Consider the following 24,656-nt stretch of genomic DNA (forward strand, 5'->3'; position numbering starts at 1 on the left):
TGTTTCGGAAAATGACCATAGAAAATAGGCGGTACCGGCTTGTCATTAAACCAGGAGAATAATTCACGGAAAATTTTTTGCTTATTACCGTGCCCCGGCCCCCTTGGCGAGCGGGCGGGAGCGTTAAATGATTTCAACAACTTTTATTATACGACTATTTTTTAACCAAATTCACAAAACACATGAAACAAAGATTACTATGTTTCTTTATGTTGGGGATGCTGCTGATTGGATCAGCACATGCCCAAGACAGGAGAATCAGTGGTAGAGTGACAGATGTAAGTACCGGTGAGCCGATAGCGGGGGTATCCGTTTTGGCTGACGGTTCGGCTGCTGTTACAGCCACGGATGATAATGGACAATATTCCTTTGTTATTCCGCAAAATTCTCAATCATTAACATTCCGTTATTTAGGCTATGTTAGTCAAACAACTCCGCTGAATGCTTCTAATGTTGTCGATGTAACGTTATCTCCAAATACGTCGGAATTGGAAGAGGTTGTGGTAACTGCATTGGGGATTGCCCGGCCCAAGAATGAATTGAGCTATGCTGCTACATCAATAAACAATGAAACATTGACTCAGGTAAATGCCGTAAATGCCATTAATGGATTGCAAGGTAAAGTGTCCGGATTAAATGTAACGACAATAAGCAGTGGCGTATTTGAGGACGTAAATATTAACCTACGCGGTATACGCTCGCTGACAGGAAATAACGATCCTTTATTGGTTTTGGACGGTGTTCCGACCCCGATTAGTTACTTTTCCTCACTTAACCCGAATGATATCGAGAACGTCTCTGTTTTAAAGGGTTCCTCTTCGGCAGGTATATATGGTCCCGATGCCCGTAACGGAGTTATTGTGGTAACTACCAAGAGAGGATCTGATACACCGGTAATCACCGTTAGCCATGCCACACAATTTCAGAATATTTCCTTTTTTCCTAAACTCCAGAAAGAGTTTGGTTCAGGCGGGTATGGATCCTACATACCTTATGAAAACTGGTCATGGGGGCCTGCGTACGACGGTTCTACCAAAGAAATTGGTCACGAATTGCCGGATGGGAGCGTTCAGACAGTAGTTTATAGCGCTACTGATGAGCGGCAGGACTTCTTTGATACGGGAGTTACCATGCAAAACGATGTTTCACTGTCCTCCAAGGGCTTTTTCTTAAGCTTGCAGGACGCAAACATTAAAGGCATTGTACCCGGCGATAAAAATAGACGTACCAGCGTTCGTCTGAATGCGACCCGTGAATACGGAAAATTTGACGCTGGAATGAACGTCAACTACAGCCAGATGAATTATAAGGTGTTTCACGATGAAGGTATGGGGGATTATTTTACCGCGCAGAATGTTGGTGGTAACGATGGGATAATGGCGCAAATATTTAATACCCCGGCTCATATCCCGTTGTCAAAATATAAGAATTTTGAAACCGATCCTTTTGCTGACTACAACGGATACTATAATGACTATGGTTTAAATCCGTACTTTGCAATTGATAACTGGCGGCGTGAAGGAAAGCGACAAGATGTGTTGGCTAACCTGAGACTTGGTTACAAACCAACTGACTGGCTTAGCTTTACCTATATGGCCGGTTTAACCAGTCAGACGAGGATTGATAGAAACTATTCGAAAGGCGAGGTTCCTAATGAATATGGGCTTGGCAGATCTTTCACATTAATTCCGGGTACGGTAGAGGAGCAGCCCTATGCGTATACTAGGTTGTCGTCGGAGCTATTTGGTCAATTGGATAAGCAGTTGGATGGGGACTTTAGACTTAAGGCTATTTTGGGAACGTATGTGAGACAGACGGAATTCCGGAATACAGAAGTAGGTGCCGGAAATCTAGTCGTTCCTGAACTCTATAATATAGGTAATCGCACCGGAAGTCTTTCCGGTGCTTCAACCTACAGCCAGTCAAGATTATTTTCCGTTTACGGTAGTGCCGCCTTAAGCTATAAAGGCTGGGCTAACGTCGAGTTCACGGGCCGGAATGATCAAACCTCACTTTTAGCTATGGGGAACAACTCCTATTTTTATCCAGGAGTTAGTGGATCCGTGTTACTATCGGATGCGATACCGGGCTTTAAAAGCAATGCGTTTTCATATTTAAAGCTTAGAGGGGCATGGAATAAAACGGGTAATGCCGAAATTAGTCCGTATTCGTTGGCGGCTATTTATACACAGCCAGCTTATACAGGTTTTCCATTTGGGTCGTTACCCGGATTTACAGCTGGAAATACCACATACGATGCGAATTTAAATCCTGAGTTCGTAAATAGCACTGAAGCTGGTATTGAATCTGGATTTTTAAATGGCCGTATCACCTTGGAAGCTACTTATTTCTACCAAAAGAACACCGATCAGATCATCAGTGTGAGAACGTCGGATGCAACCGGGTACAATTTCGCCAATTTGAATGCCGCTTCGTTTATTAATAAAGGTATAGAGATGGATCTTGGTTTATCCCCGTTGATCAAGTTCCAGGACGGAGGTGTTCATTTCCGTGCAAATGCAACCTATAATAACAGTGAAGTGATCGGCGTCTACCCCGGATTAGATGAAGTATCCATCGGTGGTTATGTCGCGTCGGGCAACGTAGCGGTAATAGGCAAGCCTGCTTTTGTTATTAGAGCGACGGACTATCTGAGAGATGACGAAGGCCGCATTATTGTTGATCGTGTTTCTGGCTATCCCTCTGTTGATCCGAACAGTAAAGATTTTGGCCGAACACTTCCTTTGTGGATTGTCGGTCTAAATCCGTCGGTACAATGGAAAGGTTTCAACTTATCTGCGTTATTTGAATACAAAGGGGGACATTATGCATCGTTCTTTGCGATGGGGAGTGATATGTCCTGGACGGGTGTAGGTGAAGCAACTGCTTTGAACCACAGGGAGCGATTTGTGCTTCCTAATTCTTCGTATGAAGATCCTGCCAACCCCGGCACATACCTGCCGAACACAGATATTACGGTAGCAAATGTAAATGACTTTTTTACAGGTGTGTATCGCGATGCTGCATCTAACTTCATTACCAGTGCAGCCGCTTGGCGCATGCGTGAATTATCGTTGTCTTATGATTTTCCCGAGCACATTCTAGCGAGGCTTGGAGTCGTAAAAGGTTTGTCCGTAGCGTTGACAGGAAGGAACCTGTTTATATGGGTGCCTAAAGAAAATAAGTTCAGTGACCCTGATTTCAACAGTGTGAATGAGGACTATCCCAATACCTTCGGGATTGTCAATTCAGTGTCCTATCCTCCGGTCAGGAACTTTGGATTTAATGTAAACTTGAGATTCTAAGACAAAAAAAACAGAACGATGAAAAATTTAAAATATAGCTTTTTATTCCTGCTGGTTTTTTTGGCTGCAGGATGTAGTGATAGTTTTTTTGATATTAATGACAACCCCAACTCGCCCACGGACGAGGCCATGCAGCCTAATTTGTTGTTACCGTCGGTATTAAATGCAACTGCCACTAAGATGGCAACATCATATGATTACGCTGCGCACTGGATGGGGTATTGGGCAAGATCCGGGTCTTACGGACCAAGTAATCCGTTAGAAAATTATGACCTTACAACCACCTATGAACAGGATGAATGGGTAAATGGAAATACTACGGTCACTTATCCAACAGTTTCTTGGTATAACATCCTTATGGATGCGAATGTAATGGAACGTAAAGCTATTGAAACGGAGCAAACCTTTTATGTGGCTATTGCAAAAGTTATTCGCTCGATTGGTTATATGTATCTGGTTGATCAGTACAACAACGTGCCTTATACACAAGCCCTCAATTTAAGTGAATTTATTTCACCGGCTTACGATAATGGACAGGATATTTATAACGATTTGCTTCTTCAACTGGATGAAGCAGCTTCCCTATTTGCGTCTGCGGATGTATTGGTTAATCCAGGTATCGAAGATGCAGATATTATGTTTGGTGGTGACGCCTTAATGTGGAGGAAATTAGTGAATACGCAACGCTTAAAATTGTTGATCCGCCAATCCGAAATATTTGGGACGACTGCACCTTCTGAACAGTTAAGTAAAATCCAGGCAGATGGAAGCGGTTTCCTGATGAGTGGGGAAACAGCTGAGGTAAATCCTGGTTACGCGGTTGATGAATACAAGCAAAATCCATTTTATAACACGTATTTGAGAGATCATACTGGGACGCTTATCGATAACTTTAATCGGGCTAATAATTATCTGCTAGGGTTGTTTATGAATAACAATGATATTCGGTATCAATATGTATTCAACGAGGCCCGTGACCCACTTAGCGAAGACGATCTTTATTTTGGTTATGATTTTGGGTTCGTTGACCTCGATCCGGACAATCCTAAAGCCGTTAATTCTTCAGAAGTTGCTGGCCCGGGCTTGGCTAAAAGTGCTACTCAACCGCAATGGCTGTTCACATCTGTGGAAAGTTTGTTTCTGCAGGCGGAGGCTACGCAACGGGGATGGCTGAATGGAGATGCCCATCAAGCATATATTGATGCAGTCACCGAATCCTTTATTTGGCTAGGTGTGGAAAATGCAGCAGATGAGGCTGAAGATTACTTGGCTCAATCTAGGAGTATTGTGAGTTGGAGCGCCGCCGGCAGCGATCAGGATAAAATCAATCTGATCGCAACGCAGAAATATCTTGCTTTACCGGGTATCAACAATTTCGAAGCTTGGGTTGATTACCGGCGGCTAGGCGTTCCTAATGTACCCTTGTCACTTTCACCAAGCCGGAATGGACGGCATATCCCATTGCGGTTACTTTATCCGCAGAATGAATATGATTATAATGGGGCGAATGTAGAGGCTCAGGGAACAATTGATGCCCAAACATCTACTGTTTTTTGGGATAAATAGTGACAATCCATAAAAATATGAATATGAAAATATTATATAAAATACTTCCAATGGCCGTAATGGCTTTGGGACTCTCATCGTGTTTGAAAGATCAGAATATCGAGGACCTTAAATATGGTGTCAATGATGAGGCGTTTGAAAGCAATAGAATCATCGAACTACCATCTGCAAGTGGTACGCACGTAATTGCGGCGTCGTTTGTTCCGGAAGATAAGGATACTGTTTTTCGTACCCTGACAGTAGCGTTGGCATCCAAAGAGCCCGCAAGTGAAGACATCACGGTAAATCTGACATTGGACAATAGCGAAGAAATCATCGCTAATTGGAATGAAGCCAATGACGGTGAATTCGTTGGCTTTCCTTCGGATCAATTTTCGATAGAAGGAGGGTTGTCCGTTACCATTCCCAGAGGTAGCCGTTCTGTAACTACGCCGATAAATATCGCTTTTAACCCGACTGTGTTACTAGAAGGTCAATACGCGCTTGGTTTCCGGATTGCTAGTGTTGATCAAGAAGGATATTTGATCAGCGGTAATTTTAAGGATATGTTGATCCAATTTGTTGCACAAAGTGCTTTTGAGGCCAACTATTCCTTTATCTCCGTGATTACAGGTGGCGTAAGTGCTACAACGAATGAGGATGTTCACATGCCAACTATCAATGCAAATACGGTGAGTAAAGATGGCATCGGTGGCTACTTCACAGGTTACACGGAATACACATTCAACGAAGACGGAACAATCACAGTCGGTGCATACGGGGACGCCACCAAAACTTCTAGTTATGGGGCGCAGGTGGTGGAAAGCAGCTATGATGATAATGGCTTTCATGTGAAGTTTACGATTCTTGGCGGTGGTTATACGTTTGACGAGACCGCTGTTAGGAATTAAGCGACTATAAAGATGGCCTTTTTTTAAGAGACTATCGTCTGAGATTGTTATTAATGAAATCCCCGGCCAATTTTGCCGGGGATTTTTAAACTAGTATAAAAGGACCCAATTTCGCTTGACAATGATTAAGGGGCGAATCCTGTATAAAATGTATAATCTTTCGAAAAAGAAGAACCACAGGAAGTTGTTGCAGTACATCTTAATTTGATATACCTGTTAACACCTTTTGAGTAAACTGTAACTTTATTCCCCTGTGCTGACCAACCTATGATAGGAGCTCCTGTTGATCCTGATACTTTAGACCATGAATATGTGGTGGGTACACCGTTAAGGTTTTTTATCTTTAGTACTCCTGTATATTTATAATTGCCTATTCCGGCCAATACGGTGAACCTATCCCCCGAAGGAGAATCTTGAAGGTCGATCATTTCCTCTATTCCCAATACTATAGAAGTACCAGCAAGCACATATTTGGTTACTGAAGAACTACCGCAGGTAGTTGTGATTTCTGCAATGACGGCCCCTCCACTCCCTGATGTATTGACCACAGTTACAGGATTTGCAGTATTTGAGCCGGATATATTCAAACCACCATTAGTAGTCCATGTAACAGTTGCGCCAGAAGGAAGATTACTGACACTATAGGTCCCGTTTGTACAAATGACGTCGGGACCTGTAATTCGACTCATCGCGTTTTGTAGGGTCGAATTGTTATCAATAGCTGTATGCATTCGAGCGATTTGTAGCGGAGTGAAACTTTGTAAACAACTTGGTGATACATAAGACATTGTGTTATCTGTTAAAGGCGAATAATGTTGACCATTTGCATCGGTACCAGTGCCAACGTAAACACAACCTTGCCATTGATAGGGATCTGCCGGTGTATCTGTCACATAATCACCGCAGGTAGACGAGTTGCTTCCATTGACCAATTCAGGGCATTGGGCTGGCCCACCCACCCCATCGTCAGCAGTCCCTCTATGGGTATGAAAAAGTCCCAAGCAATGACCAAATTCATGGGCGACCACCGGAGTCAACACGTATGACCCAGCAAGTACTAGAGCATTTGAAGGAATATCGACTGCTCTACCAAATGACAATGCTTCTGTAGGCAATAAATAAATATTAATAGCGTCGCTTTGTCTGTTGGTGGTCACAATATTATTAAAGTTTGTAGAGGGGGAACCGGAGTAGAATGTACTATTATTAATAAAAGATCGGCCTTTTTCAGCTACACATATACTTGCTTGCTCCATTCCCATTTGCAGGTTGGACAGAACCTGATCCACCTGTGAAGTGGTTAACCCACCCGTTCCGTCACTTTTGCGAACAATGTGGAAATGGACCAGAAAAATTTTATCTGTTATGGCGCTAAGTTTATAAGTTTTAATACCTAAGCGTTGGGTTAGAAAGTCCTCGGAGGCAATTGTCCCACAATTCAACCCAACCGAATCCTGCAATATAAGTTCATTATGTTGCTGCAATTCATTAATAGCTGATGACATATTTTCGTTGATTTCTGCTTTATGGCATGCGTCAAGGAGTAGTAAAGCAAAAATATATATCAAATAAGTGCTTATACGTCGGAGTTCAAAGAAAGAGTTCATTTTAAAATTTAATAAGGTAGACATTAGTTATTATTAAAATAACCGTTGATATTTGTTTGAATATTCAATGATGATTAGTTGATTAACCATATCTTATATTCTTGGAATACATTAATATTTTTAAATGGGATGACATAGGATGACGTCTGAGTCCAGCATATAGTCTATGCAAATGTTTTAAACTACGTAAAACGTCGTTCAAATAAATGAAATTGACTAATATACTAATATTTGGTAGTTGTTATTTTATTTTAAAAAGGCAGCTTAATTTTATAGTCTATCTTATGACTTGTTGTCCATCTTGTCAACCTTAGCTTAACTTGAGGAAGTCTGATTCAATTGGCTTAGTAAATGTACACAATGATATATTAATATCCAAATATTTTCGGATGAAATCTTTTTAGTTGATCGAAGGTCGACGGACTATAACAAAATGGTGAGAGTCTTGTTGATAGTATTGTTACTTCACGGAGTTCAGATTCTGCTGAAGATTGTCAAATATCTCTATGTGGATATGTAATCTTCCCTTAGCTAGCTACATTCAAAACTAAAGAATTCCAATCAGAATTGCTATTGCTATCCTGTTGGAATGTGGGAAACTCGGAGAGTTTCCCATATTTCAACAGGAACTCTGTCGGCGTCAACTGCCCCAGCGATGAATGTGGTCTTTCGTTATTATACATCCACGCCCATGCTTCTGCGAATTTTCTTATCTCCGGGAGGCTGTCAAACATGTAGCTGTCCAGCACGTCCTGCCTGAAAGTTCTGTTAAAACGTTCTATCAAACTGTTCTGTGTAGGCTTTCCAGGTTGGATAAACTCCCATTGGATGCCGTTTTTCTCGCACCAGCCACGCATGGCCTCGGCGACAAATTCCGGTCCGTTGTCCGAGCACTGCTTCCATAATGCAAAAATACCAATTATCATTTTATCATTCACCCTGTATTCGCTTCCTTATTTCCCCTTTATCTTCCTTACATTCCCGTCCGTTGCCGATAAAGGTTACCAATTTTCAGTACTTATATCTTCTACTTGCCTAAAATGAGCGTCTCGTGTTATTAGCGTCAAATTATGTTGCCTTGCTATTGCTGCAATCCAGATGTCATTTTCAGGTATTGGTTTGCCTTTACTCAACAAAGCCGCTTTAATCATTGCATAAGCATTGGCTGTATTGGCATCAGTGCCTATGAGTTCGCATTTCTTTAGAAAGCCGTTGATTTGTGCCACATGTTTGGCGAAATTGGATGAGCGATAAGCTCCAAGTAACAACTCGCCCAAAACGACAGTTGATATTTTGACAAGTGGCAAAACCCCAAGTTGTTTGATGACATTGGGATTACCTTTAAACAACTCGATGACGATGTTTGTATCAAGGATGATGTTACTTCCAGTCATCAGGATGTATGGTTTCGCACCCCTCTTCGATTGCCCGTTCTATCTCTTCGGCTTCTTCTTTCGACCATATCCCCGAGAACTCGGCGAAAGCAGATTTTTTCGTAGGCTTCGCTTTACTTTTAATCTTTGCTTTATTTAAAAAATCTTCGAGGGCTAACAATGTGTCGTCGCTTTTTATTTTCAATACTTCTTCTATCAAGTGCAGCTTCCTCGCTTCTGAGTACATGTGTGCCTCCTTTCAGTTTTAATGCAAAATTACTGAATTTACTTAACTCTTTCCGCTCCCTGTCATAGAATGTTCGTTTCCATCCGTTGTCGCAATATCAGTGGTGGTTAGTAATGCCCTTTTGCGGAAACAACCACAATCCGCTCACTTTCCACCTTATATACCAAGCGGTGTTCCTGTGTTATCCGACGACTCCAATAGCCTTTATGGCTATGCTTTAGGGGCTCGGGTTTCCCAACCCCTTCAAACGGTGTCCGCGCAGTGATAGTAATTAGCTCATGGATTTTCAATAGGGTCTTGGGGTTGTTCTTGGCCCACCAACCCAAATGACCCCATGCCAAAGGCTGAATATTGATATCCAGCATTACCCGATAACCATTTTTTCAAGTTGTACTTTCAAGTCTTCCGGACTTATCGTTGTGCCTTCTACCTTGCCGGACTCGTATTGCTTAATAGCCCTTAATATCTCAGGGTTACTGATTGCCTTACTTTCTTTTTCAGGCTTGGTTTTAATTTTAATAGGAACACCGGCAATCTCGGCCATTTGCCGAAAAAGCGAGGTTAGCTTTTCATCCGCATGTTCGATAATGATGGTATTCATATCAGCTCCTTTTGTTTACTGTTCGAAAATTCCTTAACCCTTTCCACTTCCGGTCATAGAACGCACGTTTCCATCTGCAACGGGTTCTTCGCTTGCAGCCGTTTTCTTTTTCGTACGCAAAGGTGCTTTTGCTGGCTGAGCGGGCTTTGCATGTTGCGCTTCTCCACCTTTCAGTGCCTCTAACTCGGCTTTCAATTTCGAAAGCTCGTCTTTTAATGCTTCTTTTTCTTCGTATTCCTTCAACAACTCCTCCTTGAAATACTTGATGACCTCTTTGATGGGATGGTTGTGCTGGTTGGTTGCACAAAAGAAGAATTGAAAATCACTATTTTTATTGAACTTCTTAATAGCCTCAACGGTGGTCCCCATTGCCTTAGCTACCCGTTCCATGATTTCTTCCGAAGGTAATTCTTTCTGTTCCATTTTTGATACGTTTTGTTGGGCCATGCCAATCAATTTGCCTAAAGTCTCCTGCTTCATGCCTTTCAGCACGCGCATATCACGTATATTCTGACCAAGATGAACTTTTCGTGCTTGTGCCATCATAAAGGTGTATTGCTGATACCACAAATATACAAAATGTTTTTGGGTGTACGGAATATGTATTTTACACCCATCAGAAAATTTGCCGGGAAATCTGAACGCCTATATTTGCGTTCTTAATAACCGAAAACAAGATGATAACCGAAAATTCGACATAATTTGATATTTTTGAAGGCCGTAAATAAGGCTTTACGAAGAAGCATCTGTGTCCTCACCAGCAAATTAGGAATATACAGTTGCCTCGGGTGGAGCCCCATACCTTTGTATTGTATTCTATGAATATATAAGAGAAAGGTGTGGGCAGCTCACCCGCTCATTCCGAACTTGCTGGTGAGGGGGCGGGTAGAGAACCACACCTTTTTCTTTTGATAAAAGTCAAATTCTCTCTCCGCTGCGAATCCAAAACGTGTAACCAACAAAATGAAAAGGAATGCAGCATATCTACCTAACCGAAAATCAATTCCGTGAATCGGTCTTTTCCGATCAGCGCGAACTACTATCTATCCTGAGCAGTCAACGTTATAGAAATATTATTCGTCGCCCCGTTTGATTTTGGTAAAAGTATCAAATTAACCAACGTTTTCTTTCACTTAAATCCAACAATAAACTTAGTGACAGCGATCTCGTTAATGCCACTGAGAAATTGACCAAAACACGAACAAATGAAGCAAAAATTACGCTTAGGGGATAGCTACGTCTATAAAATCAGGTTGCTGCTGTTTATCAATCAGCTGACAACAAACAAACTAAGCTATAAACAGAAACAATTACAACCCGATGGGAGCCCCGGGATCGTACGTCACGATTCTGTCTCTCGTTATCGCCGATTAATAGATAAGTTTTACTTCGGTGTTACCCGGGTACCTTACACTTATTCTACACCATACAAAAAGTGGCGAATACGTGGTAAATATGTGGCTAATATGTGGAGCAAAGATGGGGCAAGAATATCTACACGGAGGATGGCGGCTGCTCTAAGTCCGTGGCAGCTTAGTCCGTTTGTGTGCATTTGTCGAAAAAATATTGAAAAGTCATGTGTTTGGACCCATGCGAAGGTTCCAGCCCGTAGCGGGCTGGGCCTCGCTTTGGGGATTACCTGTTTAATGCTGGGCATCCTCAGCGTTCCATCTGTTGCCCAAACCAACAATGGACTCGTTTTGGAAAAAGATGCGGACCTGGTGAGGTTTCCCAAGATAAAACATAACCCCGACCTCAGTAAGGTGGGCGGTCTGGTGCCGGGGGATACGATACCCGATTACCTGTGGGACCTGCCGTTATGGGTGGTCAACCATCCCGAAGGGAAGGATACGATCACGCTCCGGGAATATGAACACAGCAAGCTGCTGGTGCTCGATCTCTGGACCACATGGTGCGCCCCCTGCATCAAATCGGTGGAAAAATGGATCGATATCCAGCGGCATTATCCCGGGGAAATCGATGTGGTCACCATACACATGGATTTTGATTACAAGGCACTTCCCTTTGTGCAGCACCGTGGATGGAAATATCCGGTAGTAATCGGGGAGGGAAGGGTGCTGGTAAGCAGGCATTTCTTCACCCAGCAGACACCGGGCGGAGTGGTACTTATCAAGGATGGTAAGGTCTTCTCCATACCGTCCTGGCGCTCATACGACGCCGGGATTATCGGAGATATTTTGGCGGGTAACATCAAAAACTTTCCTTCGGTAACCGATGTGACGCATTATGGAAATCTAATCAAACAGGATACAATCAATTAACCAACCCTAAACTGAATCATGAAACGTAAGATCGCATTAGCTGCTTTTTATGTGCTTGCATGGATATGGCCATGCATCGCACAACAGGAAATCAACGGATTTGTCTATTCATCCAGTAATCAGATGCCGTTGCACGGTGCCAGCGTGCAACTGAAGAAAGCCGGTCAGATCCGGCACAGCGGGCCGGATGGAGGGTTCAAGCTTGAACTGACGGGCAATGATACGCTGCTGGTATCATTCGTGGGATACATTCCCCGATACATTCCGGTGACCGTTGAGCCACAACAGCTACTGGAAATATACCTGGAGCCCGAAGCAGAGACATTGGAAGAGGTGGTAATCAATACGGGATATTACCAAGTGCCCCGGGAACGGGCCACGGGTTCCTTTGTGCATGTGGATAACCAGACGCTCAACCGCGTTGTCGGGGGCAGTATCCTCCAACGGTTGGAGGGAATCGCACCGGGCGTGCAGTTCACCAATGCGGGCGGCACTTCGGCCTCAGACATACGGGTGCGTGGATTGGCAACGATACAATCCGATGAAACACCGCTGATCGTGTTGGACGGTTTCCCCTACGAAGGTGACATCAATACCATCAACCCCAATGACATTGAAAGCGTTACCGTACTGAAAGATGCCGCTGCGGCCAGCATCTGGGGTGCCCGTGCGGGCAATGGGGTCATCGTGATCACTACCAAGCAGGGACGGTACGGCCAAAAGGCACAGATATCCTTCAACAACAATGTAACCATCGGGGAAAAGCCGGACCTGTTCTACAACCAAAACCGGCTGCCCAGCGACATCGTGATGCAGATAGAGAAGGAGAAGTACGAACGAGGTGGCTACTATAACGAGGCCGCTACCCAGGCACCGTTCCCGGAGTATGTGGAACTGTTGATCAGGCGTGACCAAGGACTGATCTCCGGAGAGAAGTTTACCCAACAGGAAACCATACTCCGCAATACCGAGGTACGCGACGAAGCACTCCGCTATCTCTACCGACCCTCGCAATACAGGCAGCATGCCTTGAATGTAAGGGGCGGCGGTGAAACCATGCGTTACGCCTTCGGTCTGGGATATGACAGAAACCGGAGTACGATAGTGGGCAATGGCAACGATCGGCTGAACATCAACATGCAGAATACATTCAAGCCATTGGAGGGTTTAGAGTTAAGCGGCAGTATATGGTATACCAGCCAGGGTACCGAAACAAATGGCCTTACGCTCGATGACCTGGGCAGCGGCGCCACGAATTTCGGCCTTTCGCCCTATATCCGGCTAAGGGATGAAATGGGAAACAGTCTACCCGTCGTGAAGGACTATCGCATGCCCTATAAGGAAAGCATGGCCGCGGAAGGCTTACTGGATTGGCAATTCCGGCCGCTGGATGAAATCACCATGGCCGACAACCGCACGAAAGGCACTGAAATGAGGCTCAATGGCGGTGTGCGGTACGCATTCCTCCGGCATTTTAACCTGTCTGCCGACTACCAGTTTGTTCGGGGCGAAAGCCAGACCATCCAGCATTATACGCCGGACAGCTACTACGTGCGTAATCTGGTAAACCGCTATACCCAGGAGGACGGCACGCAGGTGATCCCTCATAACCACATCCTGTACGGCCAGCGTCCAGCCGGGCAACATGCCCACTCGGCAAGGGGGCAGTTGAACTATAGCCGTGATTTCGGCAGTGACCATGCGGTGGCACTGCTGGCGGGTGCCGAAATGCGCAGTGGCGTCCGCGAAACGGAACCGGGTTACCGGCTGTATAACTACGACCCGGAATACCGCACGGGCAACACCAATTTTGACTACGTAACCCGCTACCCGACAAGACCGCGGCTAACGGGTACCATTCCCGAGCAGCCGAGTGGAAGGGACGGCTATATGGACCGGTTCCTGTCTTACTATGGCAACGGAAGCTATACATACAGGAAGCGGTATATACTCTCCGCCTCGTTGCGGTGGGATGGCAGTAATCTCTTTGGGGTGAAGACCAACCAGCGGGGAACTCCCCTGTGGTCGGTGGGCGGGAGCTGGGAAGCCAGCGGGGAGCGTTTCTATCCCATCGCGGACTGGCTGCCTTACCTTCGCCTCCGCGGGACGTATGGCAGCGCAGGGAATGTCAACAAATCGGTAAGTGCATATCCGGTTATCCGCTATGCGATGGATACCGGACGTGACCTTCAATATGCCGATCTGCAAAGCGCGGGGAATCCCTCACTGCGATGGGAACAGGTAAACACGCTGAACATGGGCATGGATTGGCGGACGATGGGCAACCGTATAACCGGCAGTATTGAATACTATACAAAATGGGCACAGGATCTTATAGGTGCCGATTACCTGCCGCCGAGCACGGGTATCATAACGGGAGGGACCGCCGTAGCAACCAACCTGATAAACTATGCCGACTTACAGACAAAGGGCGTTGATGTACAGATAAACAGCCTGAACCTGAATGGCGGCATTACCTGGAAAAGCCTGTTGATGGTAAGCTGGGTGCGGAACCGCGTGACGCACTTCAATACCGGGGAAGTCGCGACTATAGGGAACTATTTCACCAGCCCGCCGCCTGTGGTCGGCCGGTCCAGGGATGCCCTGTACGCGCTGCCGTGGGCGGGCCTGGACCACGAAACTGGCATGCCGTTGGTATGGTATGACGGGGCGCTTGGTGCCGAATACAGCGACTACTACCGCAACTACGATCCGGCAGACCTGCGTATTGAAGGTGTGAGGGTACCGTCTTTCTACGGGTCGCTCAGGAATGATGTTTCCTGGAAGGGCATCGCGCTGAGTGTGCTGGTCACTTGGAAAACCAACTACGTATTTCGCAGGGAGTCAATTTATCCCGGTGTGGAATATGACGGGGGATATCACATGGACTACTTCCGGCGGTGGCAGAAGCCCGGCGACGAACGGATCACCGATGTGCCCGCGTGGGCCGAAAGCTCGGAAACCTACAGGACACAGGTATACCGGCATTCCGAAGCCCTTGTCGATAGGGGAGATCACGTACGTATACAGGATGTGAATCTCAGCTATGCATTTCCACGTGATCTGCTGGGACGGCTGCCTATTGCCGGTATTCGGCTATACGGCTATGTGCGTAACGTGGGTATCTTATGGAAGTCGACCCAAACGGGCATTGACCCGGACTATGTAACGGCCGAATACCCTGCCCCCCGGACATTTGCATTTGGTGTACAAGTAGATTTTTAAGGATAAAGATGAACATGATGAAAAAAGAAACAGTTTTGTCTCTCGCCGCATTGCTCGTTTGCACGGCTTGCGGCAGGAATTTTCTGGATATCAAGCCCGATGTCAGGCTCACCGTACCGAACACCGTGCAGGACTACGATGCGTTACTCAACCATATACGGATGAATACCGCGGCAAGTGTCGAGCTTGGAATCATCGGAAGCGACGAGTATTATATCCCCGATGGGACCCTGACCACACTCTCCGGAGCGGACGAGCGTAACGCATATATATGGGCAACGGAAATCTTCGAAGGCGACGAGTCGGCGGATTGGAACCGTGCCTACGAGCGGATTTTATACGCCAATATGGCGTTGGAAGTTGAAAAAATTACACCGGCGGACAAGGAAATCGCCCTGTGGAAAAACGTAAAGGGTTCGGCGCTGTTTTTCCGTGCATTGAATTATTACCAGCTCGCCCAGCTCTTCTGCCAAATCTACGATGCGGCGACGGCCGCTTCGGTACCCGGCATCCCGCTCCGGCTTGAATACGATGTGACGCAACGGGTAGGACGTGGTACGCTGGCACAGACATACCGCCGGATACTGGATGACGCAACAGCGGCCGTGGAGCTCCTACCCGAAATGGCAGTTGATAAAAAGCGACCAAACAAAGCTGCTGGACATGCGTTGCTCAGCAGGATTTACCTTCAAATGGCAGACTATGGACTCGCTGAAAAGCATGCGAGCCTGAGTCTGCAATTACAGGACGATCTGATCGATTTAAATACCCTTGATCCGACACTAAATTATCCATTTCCTGAGGATGTCAACCAAAATATTGAAGTATTGTTCGACAATGGTGGCGGGGCCGCGACAATTGTAGGACTTGCCAGATTTAACGCGGATACCACGTTACTGGCCTTATATAGTGATCGCGATCTGCGTAGGGATGTCTACTACTTTGCACATACTAACGGGGCAACGATATTCGGTGGGGGGTACGTGAGGAGTACCCGGACATGGATTGGATTGGCTACTGATGAAATGTGGATTACACGTGCGGAATGCAGGGCAAGGCTCGGTGATGTTCAGGGGGCACTTGAAGACCTAAACCACCTGTTGCGGTACCGGTTCCGCGATGGGATGTTTGATCCGATAAAGGAAAGTAATGCTGAAGAAGTATTGCGGATCGTCTTACAGGAACGCCGTAAGGAGCTGGTTATGCGGGGTACGCGATGGGAGGATTTACGCCGGTTGAGCAATGATCCGCGCTTCGCTGGAACCTTGGTACGGATGATTGATGGACAGCGATATGAATTGCCCGCGGGAGATCCGAGGTGGGTCTGGCCGATACCGGATAATGAAGTGGAACTGAATAAGCTTGAGCAAAATATCAGGTAAGTGATCAATTTACCGAGGCGGCAGATTCCTGCCGCCTCGGTAATCTCCCATCATCATTCTTCCGGATGATCGGCGGTAAGAAGCGTACCAAAAGTATCCCTTGCTTCGGCAATCGTTTCAGGTTTATCCTGCGGATCATCGAGCGTAAGCTGGACGGAACACATGATGGTTTCGTTTTCCGTCGCACACTGGTCTTCGCTCGAACCGATAAAAGGAGCATCTGTTTCGTTACCGATCAGTAGCTCTTCCTCGTTCTCCGGACTGCCTCCGGGAGCGACGGTTACCGAATACCAGGCCGTATCGAGTTTTTTCTCGGTAAACTTAAAGGCCGAAAACCCGATCATCATGCCCGTCAGGGCCAGCATAAAAAAGTAACGTTTCGTTATATCTATTGCTTTGTTTACAATCTTATTCATACAATGGACTTTTCTTTCGCATTTGGAAAAAAAGCACCCCAAAAAAAGGTTTGATTTGACTTATGGCTCTTCAAAGCCGTTACACTTATTATTCCGGTCACTGACGTGGAGATTCCGGTCACGTGCCTTTACATTTACCCTCGGTAGTTTCGCACAGACAGGGTGAGTTTTTACAAGGCCCTGCGCCTGAATAGTGCAAACTTGCGGGGAAAACGTTTAGGAAAAGTAAACACACATCGTTTAACAATAAAGTGTCCGGAAATATCGCGGGTTTCGGCCGGCTGCCGGAATATCTGCACGGACTTCCGGTATTTCCGCCGGCAGCCGCTGGCTTGGCGCGTGGGCCACGTAAGCCACACACCAAGTACCGCCAGCAGGAAGAAAACGGCATTGAACCACAGATGATCGTTCCATGAGAGCCCGCTGATCACCGATCCGCATCCGCACGGGCGCTTTTCGTACCAACCCAGCACACCGAAAAGAATGAATAGTGTAAAAACCAGCATCAGGATGGCCGATAGCCACATGCCCTGCTGGGTGCGTCTTCGGCTTCGGGGCCAGGCAAGCAGTATTGCGGCACCCAATTCTAACAATGGTAGCAACCAGAACAGGATGTCAGCACTCCACTGCGGAATCGGCTGACGCCGCAGGGTGCTGTAGAACCCGGAAAGATCCCACAGCTTCTCTACGGCTACCGGAACCCACAAGGCAAGCAACGCTAACTTGATAATACCTACTATGATGGATTTCTTTTCCATAACCCTTGTTTTTTCTTAATTGTATACATCCGTTCGGAAACTAATCGTTGGATATCGGTCAATCTGCTGATTTGCTGTTTCTGCGATTCGGTGGCGGTGTAAAACCAGAACAGACTGTCCAGCCATTCCATTAGTTTCGGATCGGCCACTACCGGGCATTGCTCGAAGCCTACAGCCTTGATGCCGAAACGCCATTCGACGCATCCACCTGTAACCGACAGGTAGGCCACCCGCTTATCTCTTGGGTCGTTGTGGTACAGCCGGATGATGAACGGCGAAGCATAGGTATCGGCATAGACCATATTACCGAAGCCCTGCAGCCAGTCCATCTTGACCTGATGGGTCCGTTCGCGGAAGAGCCGATGCCAAAATGCTTGGATCATCGCCGGAGTAGTGGCTGGGGTAGGCGAGGTTGCCCAGGTTTTCATCGGTATGTGTTGTAATGTTTTCATCTTTTGACCTCCATTGTTTTATTGTCATCGATACAAAAGAAGATAGGAATCTACTGATATGAATGGGGGACGTAGGTTGCCATATGGTATCGTGTGACGTGTTTTTCCGGGGAATTTTCATTCCCCAATATCTTTTGCGCGCGCTTTCGCTGCTTGCCGGAATCATGCATATCAGGTAGGTTGGCCGCATCCGGCACGCTGGACAATGTGGGGGGCGGATGGGGAAAATCCATTCCCCGGGAAATGTGAAAAAAAGTAGGTTAGCGGTTTTCGGTCTTGTTGAGCTTAAAGTCTTTTTCGAGCAGCTCCAGTTCCTTGATCAGTTGCCTGCGGTAACGTAGGGCTGGGCCGTATAATGCGGATTTATCAAACTTGGTGAGTGTATGGGCGGATACAGGCTGGCCTGTTTTGCTCAGGTGGGCATTGGTGAAGTCCCTGGCCGCCTCCTGTTGCGTATCATAGTCAAATTCACCGGCCTTGTGCCGGTAATGGAAGCGGACGGCAATATCGCCTGCGAGTGCATTGGTGCGTAGGGGGTGGCTATTGGACCCCGTGTCGGAAAGCGATTCCCACAGATGGGCGACCGTAGTTTCCATTAATACTTTGAGCGATGGCCGGTTGGGGTCGAAGGCAAGGGGAAGGGTGTGATAAAGTTCGACAGTCTCCTGGCACCGACGTAGCACCTCGTCTGCCCGCCCCTCTGCCCAGGCCCGTTCCATTTCGTCGCTGAGGTGCTCCTTCCACCGGTTGAAGAATCCCATGTAATTGAAATTGTAATTAACCATCGCCTCCATGAAGCGCTTCGGCCAGTCCTTGGTACGTTGGTCTTCGGCGAGCTGACGCAGCATGCCGATGAATTCGGGTAGGTAGGTGCGGTGATGGTAAACGGGCATCGGTGCTTTCCCTTCTGTAAAAAGAGCGGTCAGGGCATGGCCTATTTCCGCGAGGAGCGTTGGTGGTACTTCTTTCTGTTTGAGCTTTTCGATGGTGGGGCGTAGCTCCCTGTGGCTTTCGTGTTGTAATACCTTCACGTGAAAGTCCGGTAAGGGTTCGCGGGGTGGGATGAGATCGGCAAAAAGCCGTTCATGGCTGGTCAACAGCTTCCATACGGATAGCACGACGATGCTGTCGGCCATCGCCAACGCCCATTTGTACAAGGCTACGAGGCCGCGGTGGTAACGCAGGAAATCGATGGCGGCGAGCTCTGCACTGGTGTATTCCCTGAATGTACGGGGTACATCTACCTGCAGTTGCAGGCAGATGCCGCTGATGTGGCTGGCGTCATGGCTGCCATCCGCACATTGATCGAGGGCTTGTTGCAACAGTTGTAGAAGTACCAGCATAGGTAATCGGTTTAGGGTTCTTCGTTGTTTGGCTGCACTGGCCGGATGCGGAACCCGTTGGCCAAGTGCCCAGTATGGATATACTTCACGGTATCGCCTTCGATGACGACCAGTGTGGGTACATGGGATACGGCCGTAACCATCTGCTGGTCGGTAAGCAAACCGAGGGTATCGAAATACCGGCCGTAACCGGGCCGGAACAGGCTATCCGATACTGCTGCCTGCGACCGGGCGGTGAGGGCTACCACGGCGTCCACCAATCCGGCTTCCCGCCACGATGCCGCATTGGCGGCCATGTCTTTGCATAAGGGGCAGTCGGGCCGGTAGAGGTAAAGGGCGTACGTGCTGTCGGCGGAGAGGGGCAGTGCGGCAAAAGGCGTACGGCTTCGTGGAAGTCCGAGCCAGTGCGGGTTATCAACCCGGTTCCGGCGTAAGGGCCCGTCGAAGCTCATCCCGGCGAGCAGGAAGGCTGCTGCGCCGAATAGGAGGACGATGGCGCCCCGGATGCGGTTGACCGGCGCTGCTTCCCGGTGGGCTGGATACGCGCTGGCCATCCAGAAGCCGCCCATAAGGAGCAGTGTATTGCGGATATATACCCCCCAAGGGGGCAACTGCAGATTTTTTACCGAACCGAAGCAGGCGCAGTCGGTGATGCCCTTGGTTACGAGGCCATAGCTGTATACAAGCGTAAAAGCCAGGGTGAGCCAGGCAAGCGTACCGGCAATTTCGCGGGGCTGGTAGCCAAGCAATAAGCAGAGTCCCAGCATGGCTTCAACAGGAGGGATAACCACAGCCATGACAGCCAGATTGCCCGGCACATACCGGTGCACCAACGCCACGAAGGCCTGGGTATCCAGCACCTTGGCAAAGCCGGAGGTAAGGAAAACCAGTGCAATGCCGATACGGACGATAGGGAGTGCTTTGGTTTTCATGGGCTTACCCTGCGTAGTGAGTCAATCGATTCGAGCAACATCCGCTCCTGTACGTCGCAGGGGTTGCGGCTTTCGTGATAAGCGTGTAACTGGGCCACCCGCTTCCGTAGCTGGATTTCATCCAGCAATTGCAGGTGCGCTTTCTCCTCGGGCTCAAAGCAGGGCGACGGGGTGGCGATTAATACCAATGCAAAGGCCAGCGACACAGCGGGGAGGGCTAGCGGATGGATGGCGATGCGGCGGCATCCGTGCAGGTACCAGTGGTACAGCTCATTGAAGTGCGTGGTTTTCATTTTAGTGGGTTTTAGGCAAACTTACGCAAGCGGTATGGTATTGACACCCAGAGAGCGTGTCTATCCGTCGATGGGCGCTATCCATCTGCCAATGTGTGCTGTCCATCCATCGATGGACAGCATTACAATTGTGAAACGTACGGTTATTTGGTACCTTAGCATGGAACTAATCGGTGTTTGAACCGACCGGGCCAATGAAGATGATTGATCGTATCAAATCGCTCCGCTACTGGCTGATTCCGATCCTTTCGGTTTTGGTAGGGGAAGTGATGGTCATTTCGTTACTGACCATGTGGTCTGTTGGGCCTTGGTACCGGATGTATCCTCATCCTGAATTCCGATTACTGATTTGGGCATTCATGTCCGCGGCGTTCGGTATGGCGTTTGCCGTATTCGTGGTTACGCTCGCGTTAAACAGTTGGCCGTGGTTGATGCGGTGTATGTTGCGGCGTTACCTCGCACAGGCTGTGGTGGGGATTTTTGGCCTGGGGTTGCTGGGGTATGCATACAGCAACCTGTTTTGGCGCGCGCTGGGCGAAAGCTTGTTGTTGCTTGAGAATGGCAGGGGCATTCCGTGGTGGGCGGCGATTTACCTGATTGCGCTGAACTTCGCTTTTGTGTTTATGCCCATGTCGGTCGGATTCATGCAGTCCGGGGTGTCCCCGCGCGACGGGTATCTTAAGCATCTCTTGGGTACGGACGAAACGGGTCGGGTGCAAGAAGTTTCGCTGGAGTGGGAGGTAGCTTACATGAATTCCTTCGATGACCGGCAGCGGGTGTTTCGCCGTGACCCGGAATTGCCTCCGCTGGCATTGGATACTTCGCTGAAAAAGCTGGCGCCAAAAATCGACCCGGATAACTATTGCTGGATAAACCGCAACTATATCGTCCATTGGCGAGCCATCCGAGCGCTCAGGCCCGACAAGAAAAGGCGGCTGGAGGTTTGGCTCGATCCGCCGAATTACAGTGAACTGCATCCGGATAAAGAATCCTGTACGTATGTCCGCAAAGAGCGGGTAGATGAAGTGATGGGTTGGTATCAGGCGTGTTTGGTAAGGGAGACCAGTGGTTCTTAAACATGTTTTTGGAAAGCAATTACCCTGCTTCCAAACCGCTACCTAACTGCTGCGGGTGGCTTGGCGGTGTGCGAGCCGTGAGCTGGCGGTATGCTGGCGGTTTTCGGCACCCTTACCGCAAGGTGACCGCAGTGAAACCGCCAGCTGACTCCTCTATGATGCGGCGCCTTCCGGCGGAGGGTGTCCACTCCTTTATCCGCCTTAAAACATCGGTTCCTGCCGATTGTCCCAAAAGAAAAGGACCTTAATACGATCCTGTCTGACTTCGTAAAATACAGAGGATATTTTGTCAATTAAGGCCCGTCTGATAGTAGGATCAAATTTGCTTGCTTGATACAAATATGGATTCTGGCTAATTAGCTCTAATGTTTTGATAGTGTTTTTTTCAAAGCGCCTTTCATATTTCTCTCCAAACCTTTCATTGATCTGCGCACAAATTGCATCGAAGGATTCGACTGCACGTTCGGATAGGTCGATAGGTAAGCTCACCGTTTATTGGCAATTTTTTCCTTGAATGCCTCAAAGGTAATCGTTCGTCCAGCGTCAATATCCGCCTGTCCTCTTTTTATACTTTCGATGACATGCTGAGGTAACGTCTCGTCACTTTGGTGTTCAAAGGGTACTTTAAGAGCTTCAAGGAATGCCCTGAGAGCTTTCTCCTGTGACTTATTGGGGTGTACGATATATGTATCCATTTGTATGTCCATTGATAACGGTCAGGCTAAGATACCAAAAAATACCGCTTTTTCAATAGGCGGAAGCTTACTTAGCCCCTGTCACGCTTTCAACGCCAACAGGGGCTCCGTAAAATCCAAATTTCCAAACGGTTTCCGTAAATTGCGCAACCGTTTGTTTTTACCCCGGATTTGCTACTTTCTACTATCTTTGCTAATATTGACGGATTAAGCAATATAAAACCTTTTTACATTCTCAGGGCGGGTACATACGTATAGTTTAGGAGCTTTTTATTTTAGTATGAGCGACTTACATCAAATGACGGATATAGAGCTGCTGCACCTGTTGGGTCAGGGTGATGCAGGCGCTTTCCGGGTTGTCTTCCTGAAATACAACAGGCAACTGTATGCCGCCGCCTATAATAAACTGCGTGATCGGGAAGAGGCCAAGGATGCGGTGCAGGATGTATTTGCCAAGCTATGGTCGAAAGCATCGGGTATCTCCCTGCGAAACGCCGACCTGTCGTCATACCTTCACTCAGCGGTACGGCATCGGATACTTGACATGCTGTCCAAGAAAAAATTGGCAGGCAACTACCTGGAAAACCTGCAGGACTATCTGGAAAGAAGCGAAGAGCACACCGACTGCCTTGTGCGCGAGCGGCAGATGAAGGAGATCATCGAAAAAGAGATTGCCGTGTTGCCTCCACGTATGCGCGAGGCTTTCGTACTGAGCAGGCACGGCCACCTCTCCCATAAAGAAATAGCCCAACAGATGAATATAACCGACCAAACGGTAACCGACCAAGTGAAGAAAGCACTGAAGATCCTGAAGGAAAGGCTGAGCTACTATTTGCTGATAGTTATCCTCTTGAATATTTTTTGATTTTTTTCTTTTTTCCATCCCCCTTCTCTCTTTCTCGTCCGTCATACTCTATAGAAACGAAAGGACGCGATCGTGAGAAAAAAAGAAGCAGAACGATTATTGGAAAAATATCGGCAGGGGTTATGTTCCGATGAGGAAAAATTACTCCTGATCGATTGGTATAGGCAATGGAACGAACCGGGGCAGGAAGCCAATCTGCCTGCGGAAGAATTATCCCGCGTAGAACAGGAAATGTGGACACATTTGACGCACGTAACACAACCCCGCAAAGTCGGATTTCACTGGCTGAAACCTGCCATGAAAATCGCCGTAGCCGCCTTGGTCACGATCGCTCTATCCTTTTCGATTTACCAGTATTTGTACCGCACCGAATCACCGGATGTCCACGAGTTGCTTGCCCACGATGTGGAACCGGGGCAAAACAAGGCCTTGCTGGCCTTGGCCGATGGAAACGCCATCGAACTGCGGGAAGACGAAAACGGCATCGTAATGGCAGGCGGTGGCGCGGTCAATTATGCCGATGGAAGCCCCTTGCTGGAAGACAACCTGCAACAACCGGGTGAGCCAAGAGACTATGTGCTAACCACTCCGAGAGGAGGGCAGTACAAAGTGGTACTGCCGGATGGGAGCAAGGTATGGCTCAACGCAGCTTCTTCCTTGCGCTACCCAGCGCGTTTTACCGGTAAGGAACGTAACGTGTATTTGGAAGGAGAGGCCTATTTTGAGGTGGCAGCGCATGTCGGAGCGCCTTTTATTGTGCATTCCGACAAGCAGTCGGTGAGGGTATTGGGGACGCATTTTAATGTAAATGCCTATGCCGACGAACAGGCGGTGAAGACTACACTGGTGGAGGGTATGGTTCAAATCGAAAACCGGACATCCAATACCGTCAATCAGCTGCGTCCCGGCGAGCAATCCGTGGTGGTGGAAGGGAATACGCATGTACATGCGGTAGAGACAGACGAGTTCATCGCCTGGAAGGAAGGATATTTCCTATTCAATGATACCGACCTGAAAAGCGTGATGCGCCAATTGGCGCGATGGTACGATGTACAGGTTGCTGATATAGACCGCCTTCCGGATAACCGATACAACGGTAAGCTGCCAAGAAACGTCAAATTATCCAGTGTCTTGCGGGTGCTGGAACTAACCAGCGAACTGAAATTTGAAATACAAGAAGGAAGGAGGATACGGATGGTGAAGTAATACGTGAAGGGCGTGAAATCGGCCATGCGCCAACATGACCGATTTGATTGATAGGCCCAAATAACGATCGCTATTTAATCAAATTTATTTTAACCTAACAAACAAAGGTATGAAGATTAAACCCAAAACAAGAATGATGGGC

The 24,656-nt window shown here is 47.7% G+C and carries 23 protein-coding genes; 9 read left to right on the forward strand and 14 right to left on the reverse strand.

The genetic code is table 11. From position 1 onward, the window contains the following. The first annotated feature begins 182 nt into the window (after positions 1-182). From IEX60_RS05695 to IEX60_RS05705, 3 genes are read left to right on the forward strand one after another with little or no spacing between them, the layout of a single operon-like run. Positions 183-3,305, forward strand: a complete 3,123-nt coding sequence (locus IEX60_RS05695) for a SusC/RagA family TonB-linked outer membrane protein (RefSeq protein WP_188748355.1) — start codon at positions 183-185, stop codon at positions 3,303-3,305. A gap of 18 nt (positions 3,306-3,323) precedes the next feature. Further along, complete coding sequence (locus IEX60_RS05700) at positions 3,324-4,871, forward strand: SusD/RagB family nutrient-binding outer membrane lipoprotein (protein WP_188748357.1); 1,548 nt, start codon at positions 3,324-3,326, stop codon at positions 4,869-4,871. Between the two features lie 23 nt (positions 4,872-4,894). Further along, on the forward strand, positions 4,895-5,761 hold the full coding sequence (locus tag IEX60_RS05705) for a DUF1735 domain-containing protein (RefSeq protein ID WP_188748359.1): 867 nt from the start codon (positions 4,895-4,897) through the stop codon (positions 5,759-5,761). 125 nt (positions 5,762-5,886) lie between these two features. On the opposite strand, the gene IEX60_RS05710 is transcribed toward IEX60_RS05705, so the two are convergent. From IEX60_RS05710 to IEX60_RS05740, 7 genes are all read right to left on the reverse strand, one after another. Further along, on the reverse strand, positions 5,887-7,392 hold the full coding sequence (locus IEX60_RS05710) for a M43 family zinc metalloprotease (protein ID WP_188748361.1): 1,506 nt from the start codon (positions 7,390-7,392) through the stop codon (positions 5,887-5,889). 503 nt (positions 7,393-7,895) lie between these two features. Continuing rightward, on the reverse strand, positions 7,896-8,294 hold the full coding sequence (locus IEX60_RS05715; protein WP_188748363.1) for an integrase core domain-containing protein: 399 nt from the start codon (positions 8,292-8,294) through the stop codon (positions 7,896-7,898). A 75-nt stretch (positions 8,295-8,369) separates the two neighbouring features. Further along, positions 8,370-8,762: a type II toxin-antitoxin system VapC family toxin gene (locus IEX60_RS05720; protein WP_188748365.1), complete on the reverse strand. Its 393-nt coding sequence runs from the start codon at positions 8,760-8,762 to the stop codon at positions 8,370-8,372. After that, positions 8,749-8,988: a hypothetical protein gene (locus tag IEX60_RS05725; protein ID WP_188748367.1), complete on the reverse strand. Its 240-nt coding sequence runs from the start codon at positions 8,986-8,988 to the stop codon at positions 8,749-8,751. Before IEX60_RS05725 ends, IEX60_RS05720 begins: the two co-directional genes overlap by 14 nt. Before the next feature lie 107 nt (positions 8,989-9,095). Next, positions 9,096-9,353, reverse strand: a complete 258-nt coding sequence (locus IEX60_RS05730) for a Txe/YoeB family addiction module toxin (protein ID WP_188748369.1) — start codon at positions 9,351-9,353, stop codon at positions 9,096-9,098. Then, complete coding sequence (locus tag IEX60_RS05735; protein WP_188748371.1) at positions 9,353-9,589, reverse strand: hypothetical protein; 237 nt, start codon at positions 9,587-9,589, stop codon at positions 9,353-9,355. Before IEX60_RS05735 ends, IEX60_RS05730 begins: the two co-directional genes overlap by 1 nt. 33 nt (positions 9,590-9,622) lie before the next feature. Then, positions 9,623-10,135 (reverse strand): helix-turn-helix transcriptional regulator, encoded by a 513-nt coding sequence (locus tag IEX60_RS05740; protein WP_188748373.1) that lies wholly within the window; start codon positions 10,133-10,135, stop codon positions 9,623-9,625. Positions 10,136-10,794: 659 nt separating this feature from the next. Here IEX60_RS05740 and IEX60_RS05745 point away from each other — a divergent pair. From IEX60_RS05745 to IEX60_RS05755, 3 genes are read left to right on the forward strand one after another with little or no spacing between them, the layout of a single operon-like run. Continuing rightward, positions 10,795-11,871, forward strand: a complete 1,077-nt coding sequence (locus IEX60_RS05745) for a TlpA family protein disulfide reductase (protein ID WP_188748375.1) — start codon at positions 10,795-10,797, stop codon at positions 11,869-11,871. A gap of 18 nt (positions 11,872-11,889) precedes the next feature. Further along, complete coding sequence (locus tag IEX60_RS05750; protein WP_188748377.1) at positions 11,890-15,096, forward strand: SusC/RagA family TonB-linked outer membrane protein; 3,207 nt, start codon at positions 11,890-11,892, stop codon at positions 15,094-15,096. 14 nt (positions 15,097-15,110) lie between these two features. Beyond that, the gene (locus IEX60_RS05755) at positions 15,111-16,478 is read left to right on the forward strand and encodes a RagB/SusD family nutrient uptake outer membrane protein (RefSeq protein ID WP_188748379.1); all 1,368 of its coding nucleotides are present in this window, start codon (positions 15,111-15,113) and stop codon (positions 16,476-16,478) included. A 53-nt stretch (positions 16,479-16,531) separates the two neighbouring features. Here IEX60_RS05755 and IEX60_RS05760 read toward each other — a convergent pair whose 3' ends face one another. The 6 genes from IEX60_RS05760 to IEX60_RS05785 all read right to left on the reverse strand — a co-directional run bounded on the left by IEX60_RS05760 (position 16,532) and on the right by IEX60_RS05785 (position 20,672). Then, entirely contained in the window at positions 16,532-16,894 is a 363-nt protein-coding gene (locus IEX60_RS05760; protein WP_188748381.1) for a hypothetical protein, read from the reverse strand. Positions 16,895-17,064: 170 nt separating this feature from the next. Continuing rightward, positions 17,065-17,652, reverse strand: coding sequence for a MauE/DoxX family redox-associated membrane protein (locus tag IEX60_RS05765; RefSeq protein ID WP_188748383.1), 588 nt, complete (start codon positions 17,650-17,652; stop codon positions 17,065-17,067). After that, positions 17,631-18,104: a hypothetical protein gene (locus IEX60_RS05770; RefSeq protein ID WP_188748385.1), complete on the reverse strand. Its 474-nt coding sequence runs from the start codon at positions 18,102-18,104 to the stop codon at positions 17,631-17,633. The genes IEX60_RS05765 and IEX60_RS05770 overlap by 22 nt, the downstream gene beginning before the upstream one ends. Positions 18,105-18,364: 260 nt before the next feature. Continuing rightward, the gene (locus IEX60_RS05775; protein WP_188748387.1) at positions 18,365-19,447 is read right to left on the reverse strand and encodes a hypothetical protein; all 1,083 of its coding nucleotides are present in this window, start codon (positions 19,445-19,447) and stop codon (positions 18,365-18,367) included. 11 nt (positions 19,448-19,458) lie between these two features. Continuing rightward, positions 19,459-20,379 carry a DoxX family protein gene (locus tag IEX60_RS05780; protein WP_188748388.1) on the reverse strand — a complete coding sequence of 307 codons (921 nt, stop codon included), beginning with the start codon at positions 20,377-20,379 and terminating at the stop codon, positions 19,459-19,461. After that, a complete protein-coding gene (locus IEX60_RS05785; RefSeq protein ID WP_188748391.1) occupies positions 20,376-20,672 on the reverse strand; it encodes a hypothetical protein in 297 nt (98 codons plus the stop codon). Before IEX60_RS05785 ends, IEX60_RS05780 begins: the two co-directional genes overlap by 4 nt. A gap of 194 nt (positions 20,673-20,866) precedes the next feature. Here IEX60_RS05785 and IEX60_RS05790 point away from each other — a divergent pair, with 194 nt between their 5' ends. Then, positions 20,867-21,748, forward strand: a complete 882-nt coding sequence (locus tag IEX60_RS05790; protein WP_188748393.1) for a hypothetical protein — start codon at positions 20,867-20,869, stop codon at positions 21,746-21,748. A 485-nt stretch (positions 21,749-22,233) separates the two neighbouring features. On the opposite strand, the gene IEX60_RS05795 is transcribed toward IEX60_RS05790, so the two are convergent. Continuing rightward, complete coding sequence (locus IEX60_RS05795; RefSeq protein WP_188748395.1) at positions 22,234-22,443, reverse strand: DUF2683 family protein; 210 nt, start codon at positions 22,441-22,443, stop codon at positions 22,234-22,236. Between the two features lie 280 nt (positions 22,444-22,723). Between IEX60_RS05795 and IEX60_RS05800 the strand changes: the two genes are divergently transcribed. Further along, the gene (locus tag IEX60_RS05800) at positions 22,724-23,308 is read left to right on the forward strand and encodes an RNA polymerase sigma factor (RefSeq protein WP_188748398.1); all 585 of its coding nucleotides are present in this window, start codon (positions 22,724-22,726) and stop codon (positions 23,306-23,308) included. Positions 23,309-23,380: 72 nt separating this feature from the next. Further along, on the forward strand, positions 23,381-24,514 hold the full coding sequence (locus tag IEX60_RS05805) for a FecR family protein (RefSeq protein ID WP_188748399.1): 1,134 nt from the start codon (positions 23,381-23,383) through the stop codon (positions 24,512-24,514). Positions 24,515-24,656: the final 142 nt, after the last annotated feature.

Source organism: Parapedobacter defluvii, from assembly GCF_014642075.1.
Lineage (GTDB): Bacteria > Bacteroidota > Bacteroidia > Sphingobacteriales > Sphingobacteriaceae > Parapedobacter > Parapedobacter defluvii.